This window comes from Actinotalea endophytica, assembly GCF_025717005.1.
In the GTDB taxonomy this organism is placed as follows: domain Bacteria; phylum Actinomycetota; class Actinomycetes; order Actinomycetales; family Cellulomonadaceae; genus Actinotalea.
Map to the genome: position 1 here is coordinate 341552 of NZ_JAOVZU010000004.1, position 17746 is coordinate 359297.

Annotated in this window: 13 protein-coding genes; 10 read left to right on the forward strand and 3 right to left on the reverse strand. The window is 72.4% G+C overall.

Going from position 1 to position 17746, the window contains the following annotated elements:
• The first annotated feature begins 77 nt into the window (after positions 1 to 77).
• From OEB99_RS09110 to OEB99_RS09120, 3 genes are all read left to right on the forward strand, one after another.
• Positions 78 to 1520 carry a helix-turn-helix transcriptional regulator gene (locus OEB99_RS09110; protein WP_263509732.1) on the forward strand — a complete coding sequence of 481 codons (1443 nt, stop codon included), beginning with the start codon at positions 78 to 80 and terminating at the stop codon, positions 1518 to 1520.
• A gap of 105 nt (positions 1521 to 1625) precedes the next feature.
• Complete coding sequence (locus tag OEB99_RS09115; RefSeq protein WP_263509733.1) at positions 1626 to 2789, forward strand: ROK family transcriptional regulator; 1164 nt, start codon at positions 1626 to 1628, stop codon at positions 2787 to 2789.
• A gap of 68 nt (positions 2790 to 2857) precedes the next feature.
• The gene (locus OEB99_RS09120) at positions 2858 to 4912 is read left to right on the forward strand and encodes a beta-galactosidase (RefSeq protein ID WP_263509734.1); all 2055 of its coding nucleotides are present in this window, start codon (positions 2858 to 2860) and stop codon (positions 4910 to 4912) included.
• Between the two features lie 41 nt (positions 4913 to 4953).
• Here the strand turns inward: OEB99_RS09120 and OEB99_RS09125 are convergent, their stop codons facing one another.
• Positions 4954 to 5940, reverse strand: a complete 987-nt coding sequence (locus tag OEB99_RS09125; RefSeq protein WP_263509735.1) for an acetylxylan esterase — start codon at positions 5938 to 5940, stop codon at positions 4954 to 4956.
• Between the two features lie 105 nt (positions 5941 to 6045).
• Here OEB99_RS09125 and OEB99_RS09130 point away from each other — a divergent pair, with 105 nt between their 5' ends.
• The 4 genes from OEB99_RS09130 to OEB99_RS09145 are packed head-to-tail and all read left to right on the forward strand — an operon-like array spanning position 6046 to position 11648.
• Positions 6046 to 7383 (forward strand): ABC transporter substrate-binding protein, encoded by a 1338-nt coding sequence (locus OEB99_RS09130; RefSeq protein ID WP_263509736.1) that lies wholly within the window; start codon positions 6046 to 6048, stop codon positions 7381 to 7383.
• Positions 7380 to 8369: a carbohydrate ABC transporter permease gene (locus OEB99_RS09135; protein ID WP_263509737.1), complete on the forward strand. Its 990-nt coding sequence runs from the start codon at positions 7380 to 7382 to the stop codon at positions 8367 to 8369. The genes OEB99_RS09130 and OEB99_RS09135 overlap by 4 nt, the downstream gene beginning before the upstream one ends.
• Positions 8366 to 9286: a carbohydrate ABC transporter permease gene (locus tag OEB99_RS09140; protein WP_263509738.1), complete on the forward strand. Its 921-nt coding sequence runs from the start codon at positions 8366 to 8368 to the stop codon at positions 9284 to 9286. The genes OEB99_RS09135 and OEB99_RS09140 overlap by 4 nt, the downstream gene beginning before the upstream one ends.
• Positions 9287 to 9296: 10 nt before the next feature.
• Positions 9297 to 11648, forward strand: coding sequence for a glycosyl hydrolase family 95 catalytic domain-containing protein (locus tag OEB99_RS09145; protein ID WP_263509739.1), 2352 nt, complete (start codon positions 9297 to 9299; stop codon positions 11646 to 11648).
• A 64-nt stretch (positions 11649 to 11712) separates the two neighbouring features.
• Here OEB99_RS09145 and OEB99_RS09150 read toward each other — a convergent pair whose 3' ends face one another.
• The gene (locus OEB99_RS09150; protein WP_263509740.1) at positions 11713 to 13098 is read right to left on the reverse strand and encodes an aminotransferase-like domain-containing protein; all 1386 of its coding nucleotides are present in this window, start codon (positions 13096 to 13098) and stop codon (positions 11713 to 11715) included.
• A gap of 143 nt (positions 13099 to 13241) precedes the next feature.
• On the opposite strand from OEB99_RS09150, the gene OEB99_RS09155 reads away from it, so the two are divergent.
• From OEB99_RS09155 to OEB99_RS09165, 3 genes are all read left to right on the forward strand, one after another.
• A complete protein-coding gene (locus OEB99_RS09155; RefSeq protein WP_263509741.1) occupies positions 13242 to 14477 on the forward strand; it encodes a Tm-1-like ATP-binding domain-containing protein in 1236 nt (411 codons plus the stop codon).
• 1 nt (position 14478) lies between these two features.
• A complete protein-coding gene (locus OEB99_RS09160) occupies positions 14479 to 15300 on the forward strand; it encodes a phosphoenolpyruvate hydrolase family protein (protein WP_263509742.1) in 822 nt (273 codons plus the stop codon).
• Between the two features lie 217 nt (positions 15301 to 15517).
• Positions 15518 to 16087: a DUF1097 family protein gene (locus tag OEB99_RS09165; RefSeq protein ID WP_263509743.1), complete on the forward strand. Its 570-nt coding sequence runs from the start codon at positions 15518 to 15520 to the stop codon at positions 16085 to 16087.
• A gap of 55 nt (positions 16088 to 16142) precedes the next feature.
• Here OEB99_RS09165 and OEB99_RS09170 read toward each other — a convergent pair whose 3' ends face one another.
• Complete coding sequence (locus OEB99_RS09170; RefSeq protein WP_263509744.1) at positions 16143 to 17726, reverse strand: MDR family MFS transporter; 1584 nt, start codon at positions 17724 to 17726, stop codon at positions 16143 to 16145.
• Positions 17727 to 17746: the final 20 nt, after the last annotated feature.

The following is a 17746-nucleotide window of genomic DNA, read 5'->3' on the forward strand; positions in this document are numbered from 1 at the left end:
CAGCGGGACCCCGAGCGCCGGCGGTCAGCCCCCGACCGTCGGAGGTCCCGCACGTCGGGAGCCCCGGAGAGGGAGTCATGACCACCAGTGGGCTTCTGGCCCAAGAAGCGCCCGCATCGACGCGGATCGTCCTCGGCCCGAGGCTGAAGTACCTCGGCCTCACCCTTGTCCTGGCGTGGCACTACTGCCTGTGGTTCGTCCCGGGCTCGTTCCCGTCGCAGTTCCTGCTCGACGACCGGATCACGTTCGCCTGGCTGATCGCCCTGACCGCCGGCGGCGTGGTCCCGCTGCTGCTGGCGTGGTGGCTGGGTCGCCGGCGCCACCTCGAGGCGAGCGCGCCGCTGGTCTGGTCGGTCTCGGTGCTCGGCAGCGCCGCGACCGTGGCCCTGACCACGGTCGGGATGAGCTCGGCGTCACTGGCACCCGCGTACCTGTCGGCCGTCGTCATCGGCGCGAGCAGCGGGGTGCTCTGGGTGCTGTGGGGCGAGGGCCTGGCCCTGCACCGGGCGCGGTTCACGCTCGGTCGCGTCGCGCCCGCCTACGGCGTGGTCATGCTGGTCGTGGTCGGGGGGGTCTACCTGCTGCCCGGCTGGGGCGCGCCGGCCGTCGACGCACTCCTGCCGCTCGCCTCGGCGTTCCTGCTGCGCTCGCACGTCCGCGCGCTGCCGGACGGGCAGTACCCGCGGCTCCTGCCGGTCAAGGCCGCGGCCGTCGGCATCCGGACGATCGCGATCGTCGCCGGCATCTCGTTCGCCGCAGCGGCGGTCTCCTACTACACCGTCGCGATCGTGCCCTGGGAGGCGCTCGGGCACGTGCAGGACTACTTCACCTACGGGATCCTGCTGGGCGCCGCGATGTTCCTGCTCCTCGCGGTGGTCCAGGCCGTGCCGCTGTGGCACCAGTCGACCTACGGCGCCTACCCGTGGCTCCTGCTGTTCAGCATCGCCGCGTGCGTCCTGTACCTGTCCGACAGCGGGTTCGAGGCGCCCGCCTTCCTCCTGGCGCTGGCCGTCTCCTCGCTGTTCGAGATCCTGCTCACGATGTACATGGGCGTCCTCACCCGGCGCGGGTACGTCCCCCCGGCCACCGCGTTCGCGCTGTCCGGCGGGGCGATCCGGCTCGGGATCCTGGTCGGCAACGGCACCGCCCTGACCTTCGAGCGGGTGCCGGGGCTCGAGGACACCCTCGTGCGCCCGACCTTCGCGCTGCTGGTGGTGATGCTCACGGCGCTGCTGATCTCGATGGTGCGCCAGGAGTACGCGATCGACGCCCTGACGCGCAACCCGCACTCGGACTCCGAGCTCGCGCTCGTGGTCGAGTCGGTGGCGGAGGAGTTCCGGCTGTCCGGGCGCGAGCGCGAGATCCTCGAGCTCATCGGCCACGGCTACACGGCGTCGGGCGTGGCCGAGACGCTGGTGATCTCGCCGCACACGGTGAACACCCACGTCCAGCACATCTACGCGAAGCTCGGCATCCACAAGCGCTCGGAGCTGATCAGCTACCTGCACCGGCGGGGGTAGGGCGGGGCGCCACGTCGAGGTCGGTGGCGATTTTGTTGCGTAGAGAGCAAAATGACCCGCGTGACCCCTCCCCGGCGCTCGAACGAGCAGGTAACGTCCGGGAACGTGACGATCGACGAGGCCGCGGACAGCACCGCCCGGCGACCCGCCGACGCCCCGTTCGCCTGGCCGAGCCTGAGCCAGGGCCAGCGCGCGGTGCTGCTCGACCTGATCCTGCACGGGCCACGGTCCCGGGCGGAGCTGACCCGGCGCACCGAGCTCTCCCGGGCGACGCTCTCCCGCGTCACGCGTGACCTGGTCAAGCACGGGCTGATCGAGGAGCGCGGGCTCCAGAACTCCGGACGCGGACGCCCGTCCGACGTCGTCGCGCTGCGACCCGAGGCCGCACTGGTGATGGGCATCGAGCTGACCGGTGAGACGGTCGCGCTCGCCGTGTGCGACCTGCAGGGCCGCGTGCTCGAGACCAGCGACCGGCCCTTCACGTCGCACGACGTCGACACCGTGCTGCACGAGCTCACCGGCATGGTCGAGGAGACCCGCGGACGGCACCCCCGACTCACCGCCGTGGGCGTGTGCCTCGGGGCCGACGTGCGGATGGACCGCGGCTCCGCCGTCGTGGTCGACGCGGACGGTCTGGGCTGGGACGAGGTCCCCCTCGAGCGGCTGCTGAGCCGCGCCGTCCGGCTGCCGGTCGCGGTCACCAACAACGTGCAGGCCCTGACGATCGCGCACCACTGGTTCGGCGTCGGTGAGCAGACCCCGTCGTTGGCCGTGATCGCCGTCGGGCTCGGCATCGGCGCGGGGATCGTGCTGGACGGGGAGCTGCTGCACGGCTCGCGCGGGCACCCGGGCAAGGTGAGCCACGTCAGGGTCTTCGGAGATGGCCGCACGTGCGATCACGGTCACGTCGGCTGCGCCTCCGCCTACGTGACGATGCGCGCCATGCAGCGCAACACCGGCCACGCCTCGTTCGACGACCTCGTGCTCGACGTCGCAGCGCACGACGCCGCGGCCCTGGCCGCCGTCCGCCAGGCGGCCACCGCGCTCGGTGTGGTGATCGCCCAGGTGGTCAACCTCGTCGACGTGAACCGGGTGGTGCTCACCGGGCAGGCCCGGGTGATCTGGGACGTGGCCGACGAGGCGCTGCGTGCCGCGCTGCTCGAACGCCTCGACCCGGCCGCCGAGCCACCCGAGCTGCTCGTGCACCCGTTCGCCACGACCGACTACGCGTGGGGTGCCGCGGTCTCGGCGATCCGGCACCTCGTCTAGCCGCTCGACCGATCGCCGCCGACCCGACCCGCCCCGACCCGCCCCGACCCGACCCGAGGAGCATCCGCGTGCCGTTGGATCTGCCCGACCGCCGAGCCACCCGGCGCGACCTGCCCTGGCCGACCCGCGGGCTCGCCTACGGCGGGGACTACAACCCCGAGCAGTGGCCCGAGTCCGTGCAGCGCGAGGACGTCGCCCTGATGCGCGAGGCAGGCGTGAACCTGGTCACGCTCGGCGTGTTCTCGTGGGGACACCTCGAGGTCGCGGACGGCGAGTGGGAGCTCGGCTGGCTGGACCGCGTGCTCGACCGGTTGCACGAGAACGAGATCATGGTCGACCTCGCGACCCCGAGCGCCGCACCGCCGATCTGGCTGCACCGGGCGCACCCCGAGATCCTGCCGGTGTCGCGGACCGGCGTGCGGTACGCGCAGGGCGGCCGGCTCGGCTGGTGCCCGAGCAGCCCGGTGTTCCGCCGCTACGCGGTCCGGATGGCATCGGTGCTCGCGGCACGCTACGGCGACCACCCGGCCGTGCGGATGTGGCACGTCGGCAACGAGTTCGGCGGTGGCAACCGGCACTGCTACTGCGACGTCTCGGCCGCCCACTTCCGTTCGTGGCTCACCGACCGCTACGGCGACGTCACCACGCTCAATGCGGCCTGGGGCACCGCGTTCTGGGGTCACCGGTACGGGTCGATCGACGAGGTGCTCCCCCCGCGGGACAGCGAGTCCGCCGCGAACCCGTCCCTCCTGCTGGACTTCGACAGGTTCTCCTCCGACGCCCTGCTCGCCGACTACCAGGCCGAGCGGGACGCGGTGCGCGAGCACGTCCGCGACCGGCCCGTGACCACGAACTTCATGGTGCAGGAGGGGCCCGGGGTCGTCGACCACGCAGCGTGGTCCGAGCATGTCGACATCCGCGCCAACGACCACTACCTGATCGCCGACGACCCGCTGCCCGAGGAGGAGTGGGCGTTCGGCGCCGACCGGATGCGCGGTCTCGACCCGAGCCGGCCGTGGCTGCTCATGGAGCACTCGACGAGCGCCGTGAACTGGCAGCCGCGCAACCGCTCGAAGGCGCCCGGTGAGCTGATGCGCCACTCCCTGACGCACGTCGCCCGCGGGGCCGACGGCGCCCTGTTCTTCCAGTGGCGCCAGTCGGTGCAGGGCGCCGAGCAGTTCCACTCCGCGATGCTGCCGCACGCCGGCACGCGCACGAAGGTCTGGCAGGAGGTGGTCGAGCTCGGGCAGGCGATGCGCGCGCTCGGTGAGGTCGCCGGCTCCACGGTCGCACCCGCACCCGTCGCGTTGCTCTACGACGACGTCGCGGGGTGGGCCTGGCAGCGTGGCCAGAAGCCGCACCACGACCTGTCCGCCGCGCACGCGGCCCGCGACCTGCACCGGGCCCTGTGGCGCCGCGGGGTGACGTGCGACATCGTGCCTCCGCACGCCGACCTCAGCGGCCGTGCCGTGGTGCTCGTGCCCGCGCTGTACCTGACCGACGACGCGACGGCGGCGGCGGTCGCGTCGGCGGCGGCCTCGGGAGCCCGGGTCCTGGTCACGTATCTCTCGGGCACGGTCGACCCGGACGACCGCGTCCGCACCGGCGGGTACGCCGGAGCGTTCGCCGCGCTGTGCGGCGTCTACGTCGAGGAGTTCTTCGTCCTGCAGCACCACGAGACGGTCGCCGTGCGCACGGCCGACGGCCACGCGGGAACCGCGCGCGACTGGACCGAGCGCGTGCACGCCGACGACGCCACGGTGCTCGGCACGTATGCCGAGGGGCACCTGGCGGGCCTCCCGGCGTGGACGCGCCGCGCGGTGGGCGCGGGTGCCGCGTGGTACCTGTCGGCCCGGCTGGCCGAGTCGACCCTGACCCGTGTCGTCGACGACGTGCTGGCCGACGCGGGGCTGACCGCGCCGGCGCAGGCGGCCCCGGGGATCGAGGTCGTCCGCCGGGTCGGCGAGGGTCGCTCGTGGATGTTCCTGATCAACCACACCGACCGGGACGTGCCGGTCGCCGCGACCGGCCACGAGCTGCTCACCCGGCAGGACGTGGCCGGGTCGCTGACGATCCCGGCCGGCGCGGTCCGGGCCGTCCGGGAGGCGGACCGCGCCGGTTGAGCCGGGTCAGACCGGGCGGTGTGCGAGCCGGTCCGCCACCCTCACGACAGGACGCCGCGCAACCACTCGACCTGGCGCTCCCAGTGGAACCACTGGCCACCCTCGTGCCCGTTGTGCGGGTAGACCGCGATCTCGGCCGGCGGTCGGACAGCGGCCCGCTCACCCCACGCGTGGTAGGCCGCGAACACGGTCGACGGGAGCACCTTGCCGTCCATCAGGGCCACCGAGAACAGCGCCGGGACCTGGGCCCTGCGCCCGAGCGCAGCGGCGTCGAAGCCGCTCAGCGTCGCCAGGACGGCGTCGGCCCGGCCGCGGTGGACCGCGAGGTAGCTCGTGATCTCGGTGAACGGAGCTTCCGGGGTCATCTCGACCGATCGGCGGAAGTCGCACAGGAAGGGCACGTCGGGCAGGCACGCGCGCACCGCCGGCCCGGTGAGCCCGGCCACCGCGATCGCGATGCCGCCGCCCTGGCTGCCCCCCGTCACGGCGACGCGCTCCGCGTCGACGAAGGGGAGGTCGCGGACTGCGTCGACCAGGCGCACGCCGTCGGTGTACAGGCGCCGGAAGTAGTAGGTCTCGCGGCTCTCGATGCCGCGGGTCATGAATCCGGGGAAGGACGGACCGGACCCGTGCGGGTCGGGGGTGTCGCCGCCGCCGCCCCATCCACTGCCCTGGCCGCGGTTGTCCATGAAGACGTGCACGAAGCCGGCCGCCGCCCAGAGCATGCGCTCGCCGGGCCGCCCGCGACCCCCGTTGTACCCGTTGTACTCGATCACGGTCGGCAGCGGTTCGTCGGTGCGTGGGCGGGTGACCCACGCCCGGACCGGCTCGCCCCCGAAGCCCGGGAAGGTGAGGTCGAGCACCTCGAGGGCCGTGATCGGGGTCGGCGCCGCCTCGAGGACGATGTCGCCCCCGGCGTCCCGGGCCTGCGCCAGCGTGCTCGCCCAGAAGTCGTCCAGGTCGGACGGCTCGGGCAGGTCGGGCCGGTAGCGGCGCAGCTCCTCGAGGGGCATGTCGGTCAACGGCACGGCGATCCCTGCTTCCCTGTTGACAGTTTGTTGCATAGCGCTACAAACTCTACAAGGCTGCTGGCACTGGCCACTAGCGACACAGGCGTCGAAGGGACTGATCTCGTGGCAGCAAGGACCACCACCCCTCTGGGATGGCGACGGACAACGGCCGCGGTCGCCGCCGCGGCGAGCATCGCCGCACTCGCGGCCTGCGGCTCGACCGGCGACAACACCGCATCCGGCGAGTCCGGTGGTGCGGCCGACGCGGGCTCCGACCCCACCACCGTCGAGTTCTGGGGCTGGGTTCCCGGCCTGGAGGACCTCGTCGCGCAGTGGAACGACGAGAACCCGGACATCCAGGTCAACTTCCACCGGATGACCGGTGACGACGGCCAGAAGGTCGAGGCCGCGGTCGACGCGGGCGCCGGCCCCGACCTCGTCCAGCTCAGCACCCACTCGCTGCCCGACTACGTCATCCAGAAGCGCGTGCAGGACATCACCGAGTACGTCTCGGGCGACGAGGCGAACTACACCCCCGCGGCATGGGCCTCGGTCACGTTCGACGGCCACGTGTACGGCGTCCCGCAGGGCATCGGGCCCACCGGGATGATGTACCGGCAGGACATCCTCGACCAGTACGGCATCCCGGTCCCGACCACCTGGGACGAGTACCTGCAGGCGGCCCGCGACCTGCACGCGGCCAACCCCGACGTCTACATCGCGAACCTCTCCCCCGGTGAGATCGGCCAGTGGATGCAGGAGGTCCAGCAGGCCGAGGGCAGCTGGTACGGCATCGACGGAGACTCCTGGACGGTGGGCGTGAACGACGCGGCGAGCAAGCAGGTCGCCGAGCGCTGGCAGACGCTCCTCGACGAGGGGCTCGTCACGACCGAGCTGATGTGGACCCCGGAGTACTGGTCGCTGGTGAACGCCGGCACCATCGCGACGATCAGCTACGCGGCCTGGTTCCCGAACGCGCTGGTCGAGAACGCCGCCGACACCTCCGGACTGTGGCGGGTCGCCCCGATGCCCACACCGGCCGGGTCGGACAACCAGGGCGACTCGGGTGGCGCGGCGGTGGTCGTGCTGGCCGGCGCCGAGCAGCCCGCCGCGGCTGCGGCGTTCGCGTCCTGGCTGAACGGCTCCGACGAGACCCAGGAGGCGCTGATCGTGGACGGCGGTCTCTTCCCGTCGACGATCAACGGCCTGGCGAACCCCGCCCTGATGGAGGCGAGCGACTTCTTCGGTGGGCAGGTCATCAACGAGGTGTTCGCCGAGTCCGCCGCCAAGACCCCGGCCACGTGGGTGGACGGCCCGGACTACGGCACGGCCCAGACCGCGGTGCTCGACGAGTTCGCCAAGGTCGTCGCGGGTTCGGAGACCTTCGTCGAGGCGCTGGACAACGCCCAGGCAGCGGTCGTGGCCGACCTCGAGGCGCGCGGCCTGTCCGTGAGCGAATGAGCACCATGCCGACGGGCCGGACGGTGCAGGCGTCGCGCGAGCGAGACCGACCTGCACCGTCCGACCAGGCCCCCGCCCTCCCCCGCCGCCGCCGGGTCGGCGGGGGAGGCGCCGCCCCCTACCTCTTCGTCCTGCCGTTCGTCGTGCTGTTCGTCGTCTTCATGGTCGCGCCGATCGTCATCGCGATCGTGAACAGCACGTTCTCGAGCCAGTCGTCCGGGCTCGGCTTCGGCGGCGCGAGCACGGTCTTCGTGGGGGTGCAGAACTACCTGCGGGCGTTCGGTGACCGCGACTTCCTGGCGAGCTTCGGCCGCGTGCTGCTGTACGGCGTGGTCCAGGTGCCGCTCATGATGGTCATCGCAGCCACCCTCGCGCTGCTGTTCGACTCGGCCCTGGTGCGCGCCAAGCGTGCCTTCCAGTTCGCGGTCTTCCTGCCGTACGCGGTCCCCGGCGTGATCGCCGCACTGCTGTGGGGCTTCTTCTACCAACCCTCGGTGAGCCCGCTCGTGCAGGGCCTGCAGTCGCTCGGCATCGATGCGGACCTGCTCGCGCCGGGGACGATCCTCTGGTCGGTCGCGAACGTCGGCATCTGGTCCTACGCGGGGATCAACATGATCATCCTGTTCTCCGCACTGCAGGCCGTGCCGAGCGAGGTGTTCGAGGCCGCCCGGCTGGACGGCGCAGGCGACCTGCGGATCGCCCTGAGCATCAAGCTGCCGATGATCGCCCCGGCGGTGCTCCTCACCACGCTGTCGACCGTGATCGGCACCCTGCAGCTGTTCAACGAGCCGCAGGTGCTGCAGTCCATCACCCCGAACATCTCCAGCGACTGGACGCCCAACATGGCCGTGTACGCGGCGTCGACCCTGGGGCGGGACGCTCACCTCGGGTCGGCGATGGCCGTGATCCTCGGCGTCGTCACGCTCGCGGTGTCGCTGCTGCTGGTCCGCGCGACCAACGTCCGAGAAGGAGGGAACGGCCGATGAGCGTCGTGGACCAGGTGCGCGAGGCCTCGGCGCCGAGCAGCGGCACCCGCCGCCGCACCGTCGGCTCGGGCGTCGACCAGGTGAGCCTCGGCTGGACGATCGCCGCGACGGCCGGCGTGGTCGTCGCGTCGATCTACTTCCTCGCCCCCGTGGTCTGGCTCGCGATCGCCAGCACGAAGTCGGGTTCGCAGCTGTTCACGACCCCCGGCTTCGCGCTGGCCGACTGGAACCTGTGGACCAACCTCGAGAACCTCTCCGCCTACGACGGCGGGATCTTCTGGCGATGGGCGATGAACTCGGTCATCTACTCGGTGGTCGGGTCGATCCTGACCACCCTGGTGTGCGCGGTGACCGGGTACGCGCTCGCGGTCTACCGGTTCCGCGGCCGGAAGGTGCTCATCGCGGTGGTGCTCGCCAGCATGCTCGTGCCGACCACCGTGCTGGCCCAGCCCACGTACGTGCTGCTGGTCAACCTCGGCCTGAACAACACGTACTGGGGCGTGCTGCTCCCGACCCTCACCTACCCGTTCGGGGTGCTGCTCGCCTGGATCTTCGCCCAGGACGCCGTGCCGCTCGAGCTCGTCGAGGCCGCCCGACTGGACGGCGCCGGCGAGGTGCGGATCTTCGCGACGCTCGGTCTGCGCCTGATGAGCAGCGGCCTGGTGACGATCCTGCTGTTCGCCTTCCTGGGCAGCTGGAACAACTACATGCTGCCGCTGCTGGTCCTCACCGACGCCGAACTGATGCCGCTCACGGTGGGCCTCACCGGATGGAACCAGGCGTCGATCACGATCCCGTCCCTGCAGATCCTCACCGTGGTCGGGTCGCTCCTGTCGATCGTCCCGATCGCTATCGTCTTCCTCACCCTCCAGCGCTTCTGGAGGTCCGGCCTGACCGCAGGCGGCCTGCGCGGGTGAGGGCGATCGGTTGAGCACACTCGAGTACGACGGCGCCGCCGAGGAGTGGCTGCAGGCCCTTCCGCTGGGCAACGGCCGCCTCGGCGCGATGTGCTGGGGTGGCTCGCCGGCCCGCTTCGACCTCAACCACGAGGGCGTCTGGTCGGGGTCACCGCGCAGCGAGCGCCGTGGATCCGTGGTGAGCGCCGAACGAGCCCACGACCTGCTGGGCCGGGCGCGCCGGGCCGTCCTCGACCACCGACCGGCCGACGCGGTCGCGCCGCTCCAGGCCATGCAGTCCCGGTGGTCGCAGGCGTTCCTGCCGCTCGCCACGCTCTGGGTCGAGGACGACGGGCCGGACGTCGGCAGCCGGAGCCTCGACCTCGCGACCGGGCTGCACACCTGGGTGGCGAGCACGTCGCGGCACACGACCGCGGTACTCGACACAGCGGTGCTCGACACAGCGGTGCTCGACACAGCGGTGCTCGACACAGCAGCGTTCGACACAGCAGTGCTCGCCACCGGTGAGCACGATCACGGCGTGCTGGACGGCGGCGTGCTCGTCCACCGGGTGTGGGGCCCGGCCCGCGCACCCCGGCTCCACCTGGTGAGCCCACTGGTCGAGCTCGCCCGCCACGACGAGGCCGACGGCACGACGCTCGTGCTACGGGCGCCGAGCGACGTGGCCCCCGGCCACGAGCCGGAGGCGCCGGCCACGGAGCTCGGCGAGGACGCCGTCGTGGCCGCCGTCGTGGTGCGCCGGCGGCCGCTGCCCGACGGGTACGTCGTCGTGCTCGCGGCCGAGACCACGTTCGCCGGCCCGGGGCGCCCGCTCGGCTCCGCGGACGACGCGCGGCGACGCGCCGCCCGGCGCGCCGCGGCAGCCCTGCGCGCCGACCCCGACGACCTGCTCCGCGAGCACGCGTCCCGGCACGCCGACGCGCTCGGCCGCAGCGGGATCGAGATCGGCCCACCGGTCGAGGGCACCGTCCCGGCACGCCTCGACCGCGCCCGGTCGGACGGACGCGGCGTGCCGACCGCCGACCCCGGTCTGGTCGCACTCCTCGTCCAGCACGCGCGCTACCTGCTGTGGTCCTCGTCGAGGGACTGCCTGCTCCCCGCGACCCTCCAGGGCCTGTGGAACGACGACCTCAGACCGCCGTGGAGCTCGGCGTACACGCTGAACATCAACCTCGAGATGGCGTACTGGCCCGCCGAGGTGCTCGGGCTGCCGACGACTCTCGCGCCGCTCGTCGAGCTGGTCCGCGCCCTCGCGGAGCACGGCCGCGACACCGCCCGGCGGCTCTACGACGCGCCCGGCTGGGTGGCGCACCACAACTCCGACGCGTGGGCGATGACCACGCCGGTCGGTGCCGGTCACGGTGATCCGAGCTGGGCGTTCTGGCCGTTCGGTGGCGTGTGGCTGCTGCGCGCGCTCGTGGAGCACGTGCGCTTCGGGTCGGCCGACGAGGACTTCGTCCCGACCGTCCTGTGGCCGTTGCTGAGCGGTGCGGCGGAGTTCGTGCTCGCCTGGCTCGTGCCGCTGCCCGACGGAACCCTCGGCACCGTCCCGTCGACGTCGCCGGAGAACACCTACCGCGCGCCCGACGGCTCGGAGCAGTCCCTCACGGTGTCCTCCGCGCTCGATCTCGCCCTGACCAGGGACGTCCTCGGCTGGGTGGTCGAGCTCGGCGCCGACGACCCGATCACGGAACGAGCGCGCGCAGCGCTCACCCGGCTCCCGGCCCCGGGTCCGACCTCGGACGGTCGGATCCGCGAATGGCTCGAGGACGTCACCGAGGCCGACCCGCACCATCGCCACGTGAGCCACCTCTACCCGCTCTACCCCGGCGACACCGAGGTCGACGAGGACGCCGCGACGCGCACGCTCGAGGCACGCGGTGACGACTCGACCGGCTGGTCGCTCGCCTGGAAGATCGCGCTGTGGGCACGGCTGCACCGTCCGGACCGGGTCGATGCCCTGCTCGATCTCGTCTTCCGCGACGCGACGGCACTCGCGGGGCAGCACGCCGGCGGCCTGTACCCGAACCTCTTCGCGGCACACCCCCCGTTCCAGGTCGACGGCAACCTCGGGGTGGCCGCAGCGCTCGCGGAGTGCCTCGTGCAGAGCCACCGGGGTGAGATCGAGCTGTTGCCGGCGCTGCCGACGGCCCTGCGGGAGCGCGGGCGTGCCTGGGGCCTCGTGGCCCGACCGGGCATCGAGGTGGACCTCGAGTGGGTCGACGGCAGGCCCGCCTCGGTGTCCTTGCGGCCACGCCCCGGCGTCACCGGGCCGGTCAGGGTCCGGTTCGGCGGGACGACGGTCGTCGTGCGGCCCGACGCCGAGCTCCGGGGCCCAGGCCTGACCGTGACGGGACGCTGATCCCGGCTCCGGGTTCGGCGGCGCCGTCGTGCCACGCGCAGCACCTCGCGGGTCGGGCTCGAGGTCAGGTCAGCGAGCCCAGAGCGGCGCGCAGCACCTCGCGTTCGTGCCACACGGGCAGGCGGAGGTGGTCGCGGTAGCCGCCGTAGGTGGAGAACCCCGGCCCCGCGACGAGCTTGATCCCGGCCCGCTTGGCCCGTTCGACCAGCGCCACGGCGTCGCCGCCGATGTCCACCCACAGGCCCGAGCCGCCGGCGATCGGCTCCCAGGTCCAGTCCGGCACCATCTCGCGGAGCGTGGCCGTGGTGCCCGCGAGCGCCTCGGTGAGCAGCGCCCGTCGCTGCGTCCGGGCGACCTCCGTCCGGGCGATCAGGTCGACCGCGAGCACCTGGTCCACCACCGAGGTGGCCAGGTCCACCGGCTTGCGCAGCTCGACCAGGCCGTGGATCCGGTCCGCGCTGGCCCTGATCCAGCCGATCCGGATCCCGCCCCAGAACAGCTTCGAGGCGCTGCCGATCGTGACGAGCAGCTCGGGGTCGACCAGGCGGGCCAGCGTCGGCGCCGCACTCCGGCCGGCGAGCGTCAGGTCGGAGGAGCACGCGTCCTCGATCGTCATCAGGCCGACGTCGTTGATCACCTCGGCCAGCCCGCGGCGCGCGGCCGAGGTCATCGTCCCGCCGGTGGGGTTGTGGATCGAGGTCTGGCAGTAGAGCAGCTCGGGCCCGTGGGTCGCGGCGCGGCGTACCCGGTCGGGGTCGAGGCCCCCGTCGACCATCGGCATCCCCTCGACGCGAGCGCCGGCGCCCCGCAGGGCCTCGAGCGCGCCACGGTACGTCGGCTCCTCGGTGAGCACCAGGTCGCCCGGACCGGCGAGACCGGTGATCGCGAGCCAGGTGGCCTCCTGGGCGCCGGAGGTCACCAGGATCTGGTCGGCCGACGTCGGCGTCCCGTCGGCGGTGAACCGATCGGCGATCGCCTGCCGCAACGCCGGAAGCCCGGCCGGGAAGTACCCGTCGGTGAGGAGGTAGCTGCCCATCCGATCGGTGATCGGGCGGGCCAGCACGTCGTACGTCACCGGCGACGCCGGCAGCGCCCCGGTCGACAGGTCGATCACGCCCGTCGGTGTGTCGGTGAACGAGAAGAACCGCCCGCTCAGCTCCCGGTGCAGCCAGTGATGGGCCGACCTCACCCGTGAGCCGGAGCCGCGGTCGGTGGCCAGGTAGCCCTCGGCGGTCAGCGCCTCGTACGCGGCCGTCACGGTCCCCCGCGAGACGGTGAGCGCCTCGGCGAGGGTGCGCTGCGCGGGCAGCCCGGCACCGGGCGGGATCAGTCCGGCCCGGATCAGCTCGACCAGCGACCCCGACAGGTCACGGGCGAGCGTGCCGTCACCGGTGGCCCACTGCCCCAGGAGTCGGCTCAGCTCGCTCGCCGCGATCGTCGGGGCCGCCACGGCCCCACCTTCGCAGCAACGCCGGGCGAGGAGAAGGGCCACCCTGGCCGGATTGGCCCAGACGCGTCCCGGCGCACGTTCCTAGGGTCGGGGCATCGGGCCCCGATCCGGGGTCCGGCATCGACCGGACAAGGGTGAGGTCAATGGCGACCGTGGTTCTCCTGGGCACACTGGACACCAAGGGGACGGAGTACGGCTGGCTCAAGGAGCGGCTCGTCGAGGACGGCGTCGACGTGCTCGCCGTGGACGTCGGCTCCTTCTCCACGAGCCCGATGGCGGACGTGACCTCCGACGAGGTCATCGCGGCCGCCGGTGCCGACGCCGCGGGCCTGCGCGAGCGCCGCGACCGCGGCGAGATGATGGCCGTGATGGGCGCCGGCGCCGCCGTGGTCGTGCACCGGCTGCTCGACGAGGGTCGGCTGCACGGCCTGCTCGCGGTGGGCGGGTCGGGGGGCTCCTCGGTCGCCGCGCCGGCCATGCAGGCGCTGCCGATCGGCGTGCCGAAGGTGCTCGTGTCCACGATGGCCAGCGGTGACGTGAAGCCGTACGTCGGCGAGGTCGACGCGACGCTGATGTACTCGGTGGTCGACGTCGCGGGCATCAACTCCGTGTCCGCCGTGGTGCTGGGCAACGCCGCAGCCGCGGCCGCCGGGATGGCCAAGGCCTACCAGGACCGGGCCGCCGCTGCCGACGAGGCCGAGCACAAGCCCCTGATCGGCCTGACGATGTTCGGCGTCACGACCCCGGCCGCCAACGAGGCCCGCGAGCGGCTGACCGACCTCGGCTACGAGGTCCTGGTGTTCCACGCCACCGGCACCGGCGGGCGCGCGATGGAGAAGCTCGTGGCCTCCGGGATGCTCGCCGGCGTGTGCGACCTCACCACCACGGAGCTGTGCGACGACCTGGTGGGCGGCGTGCTGTCCGCCGGCCCGGACCGGCTGGAGATCGCCGGGACGCTCGGGCTGCCGCAGGTGGTCAGCCTCGGCGCGCTCGACATGGTCAACTTCGGCCCGCGGGACACCGTGCCGCCGCAGTTCGAGAGCCGGAACCTGTTCGTGCACAACCCCACGGTCACCCTGATGCGCACCACGACCGAGGAGATGGCCGAGCTCGGGCGCCGGATCGCGCGCAAGCTGGCCGCCGCGACCGGCCCGACGGAGCTGTTCGTCCCGCTGCGCGGGGTGAGCGCGATCGACGTCGACGGCGCGCCGTTCCGCGACGCCGACGCGGACGAGGCCCTGTTCGCGGCGCTCCGTGACGGCCTGGCCGGCACCGCCGTCGTGGTGCACGAGCTCGACCAGGCGATCAACGACCCCGGCTTCGGCACGAGCATGGCCGACGCCCTCGACCACCACATCCGCAGTGTGAAGGAGAGCTGAGATGAGCAGGCAAGAGATCCTCGCGCGGTTCCGCGCCCAGGTGGCGGCAGGCAAGCCGATCATCGGCGGCGGGGCCGGCACCGGGATCACGGCGAAGTCCGCGGAGGCCGGAGGCATCGACCTGCTGGTCATCTACAACTCGGGCCGGTTCCGGATGGCCGGGCGCGGGTCGCTGTCCGGCCTGCTCGCCTACGGCGACGCGAACGCGATCGTGATGGAGATGGCCAACGAGGTGCTGCCGGTGGTCAAGCACACCCCTGTGGTCGCCGGCGTGAACGGCACCGACCCGTTCCGGGTGATGCCGGTGTTCCTGCAGCAGGTGAAGGCCGCCGGGTTCGCGGGCGTGCAGAACTTCCCGACCGTCGGTCTCATCGACGGTGTCTTCCGGGCGAACCTCGAGGAGACCGGGATGGGCTTCGGCCTCGAGATCGACATGATCCGGATGGCCCACGAGATGGACCTGCTGACCACGCCGTACGCGTTCGACCCCGAGCAGGGCGCCGAGCTGGCCGCGGCCGGCGCGGACATCCTGGTCCCGCACATGGGCCTGACCACGGCGGGCACCATCGGCGCCCACACGGCGCTGACCCTCGAGCAGGCTGCGGCCAAGGTCCAGGAGATCGCCGACGCGGCGAAGAAGGTCAACCCCGACATCCTGTGCCTGTGCCACGGCGGCCCGATCGCCGAGCCGCCCGACGCCCAGTACATCCTCGACCACACCGAGGGCATCGTCGGGTTCTACGGCGCGTCCTCGATCGAGCGGCTGCCCACCGAGGTCGGCATCCGCAAGCAGACCGAGGACTTCAAGGCCATCACGTTCTGACCGACCGGCGCTGCTGACCGGCCGCCCGTCCCGGGCGACGGTCTCACGGCACGCGGGGGCCTGGCTTCGGACCGCCCCCGCGTGCCGCACCCCACCGAGCCGTACCGCGCCCCACCGAGCCCCGAGAGGCCGCGCGCCTCACCGGGCCGCCCAGCCCTGCCCGCGCGACGACAGGTCGCCCGGGGTCGATCCGCCCCGCTCCGAGGAAGGCACGTCCATGTCCGACACCTCCGTCAAGCCCGACGCCGTGCAGATGAAGGAGACCATCCCGCTCTGGATCGCGATCACGATCACCGTCCTGCTGTCCGTGCCGTTCACGCTCTGGCTCGGCGAGTGGAACATGGCCGTCTGGGTCTCGTTCATCGTCTGGGCGGAGTACTTCGCCCTGGGCGCGAAGCCGTCGGCGGCGAAGACGATCCTGCCGGCGTTCGGCTACTCCGCCCTGCTCACCGGCCTGTCCCTGGCGCTGATCCCCTACCTGGACTTCCTGCCGAGCATCCACACCCCCGGTGACCTCGCGGTCATGGTCGCCCTCGTGATCGGGGTCGGCTTCATGGTCTACTCGATGCGCTGGGCGAAGGTCTTCCAGGACGGCTCGCTGCCGTTCTTCAACGGCATCTCGATGGTGCTCGCCGTCTACTTCACCGGCAGCTACCCGCCGATCGTCGACGGCGCCGCAGCCGCCGTCTGGGCTGCCGTGTGGGTCGTCGTTCTCGGCGCGTTCGGCGTGCTGCTCGCGCTGTTCAACCTCTGGATCACGTTCCCGCGCGCGGTCCCGGCGGACTGACGCACGCGGGCCCGGGCCGCGCCGTCGGCGTGGCCCGGGCCGGTCCGTCCGCGCGTCACACCGTGGTGTCGACCAGCTCCGGGTTCCGGATCCCCGCCGGGGCGGTGTCCGACAGCGGCCGTGCCTGGATGAACAGCGCGAGCACCGCCCCGGCGAGCACGATCGGCACCGCGTACAGGTAGATCGGCGGCAGCGCGCCGGCGAAGGCGTCGGCGATCGCCGACTGCACCGGCGCGGGCAGGCCGGCGAGCACCTCGGGCGTGAGCGAGCTGACCCCGCCGCCCGCGCCGACGGACTGCCCGCCGAGCGGCCCCTCGGCCACCTGGGTGGTGAGCCGGTTGACGAAGATCGAACCGAACACCGCGATGCCGAGCGAGGCGCCGATCTGCCGGAAGTAGTTCTGCGCCGACGTCGCCGCGCCCATCACGGCGTGCGGGACGCTGTTCTGCACGATCAGCGTGAGGTTCTGCATCGCGCCACCGACACCCATGCCGAGCACGAGCATCGCGAGGGCCAGCATCCAGTACGGCGTGCCGACCCCGATCCGGGACAGGAGCGCGAGGCCGGCCGCGGCCACCACCGCGCCGACCACCGGGTAGATGCGGTAGCGGCCGGTGCTGGTGATCAGCCGCCCGGTGATGATCGAGGTGGTCAGCATGCCGACGACCATCGGGATCATCATCAGGCCGGACATCGTCGCGTTCACCTGCTCGACCATCTGCAGGTAGGTGGGCAGGTAGGCGACGGTGGCGAACATACCGATGCCGATCGTCACGCCGGCCGCGGCCGGGAAGACGAAGTTGCGTTCGCGGAACAGCGCCAGCGGGATGATCGGGTGCTCGGCACGGCGCTCGACCTGAACGAAGGCATAGCCCGTCACGACGATCAGGGCGGCGAGCGCGAGGATCTGCGGGCTCGCCCAGTCGTAGGTCGTGCCGGCCCAGCTGGTGAGCAGCACGGCGGCGGAGGAGAACAGGGCGAGCAGGGTCGTGCCCGCGTAGTCCAGCCGCGGGCGGGCGCCGGTCGGCTTGTGCAGGTGCAGGGTCACCAGCACCGTGGCGAACGCGGCGAGGCCGAGCGGCAGGTTGATGTAGAACACCCAGCGCCAGCCGATGTTGTCGGTCAGGTACCCGCCGATCAGCGGCCCGGCGATCGAGGCGAGGCCGAAGACGCTGCCCATCAGGCCGGCGTACCGACCTCGCTGCCGCGGCGGGATGATGTCGCCGACGATGGCCTGGGCGCCGATCATCAGCCCGCCGCCGCCGATGCCCTGCAGGGCGCGGAACGCGATCAGCTCGCCCATCGACTGCGCGGCACCCGACAGGGCCGAGCCGACCAGGAACACCGCGATCGCGAACAGGAAGATCGGCTTGCGGCCGAACAGGTCGCCGATCTTGCCGTAGATGGGCAGGCCGATCGTGCTCGCCAGCAGGTAGGCGGTGACGACCCAGGACAGGTGCTCGAGCCCGTTGAGCTCGCCGACGATGGTCGGCAGCGCGGTCGCGACGATGGTCTGGTCCAGCGCGGCGAGCAGCATCGCGAGCATGAGACCGACGAAGGTCCAGGCGAACTGCCGCTTGTTGCGGGCGACGTCCTCGGGGTCGGGGAACGCGCCCGGGCCCTGGTTGGGCTGACTCATGGATGGGACTCCTCCGGGGG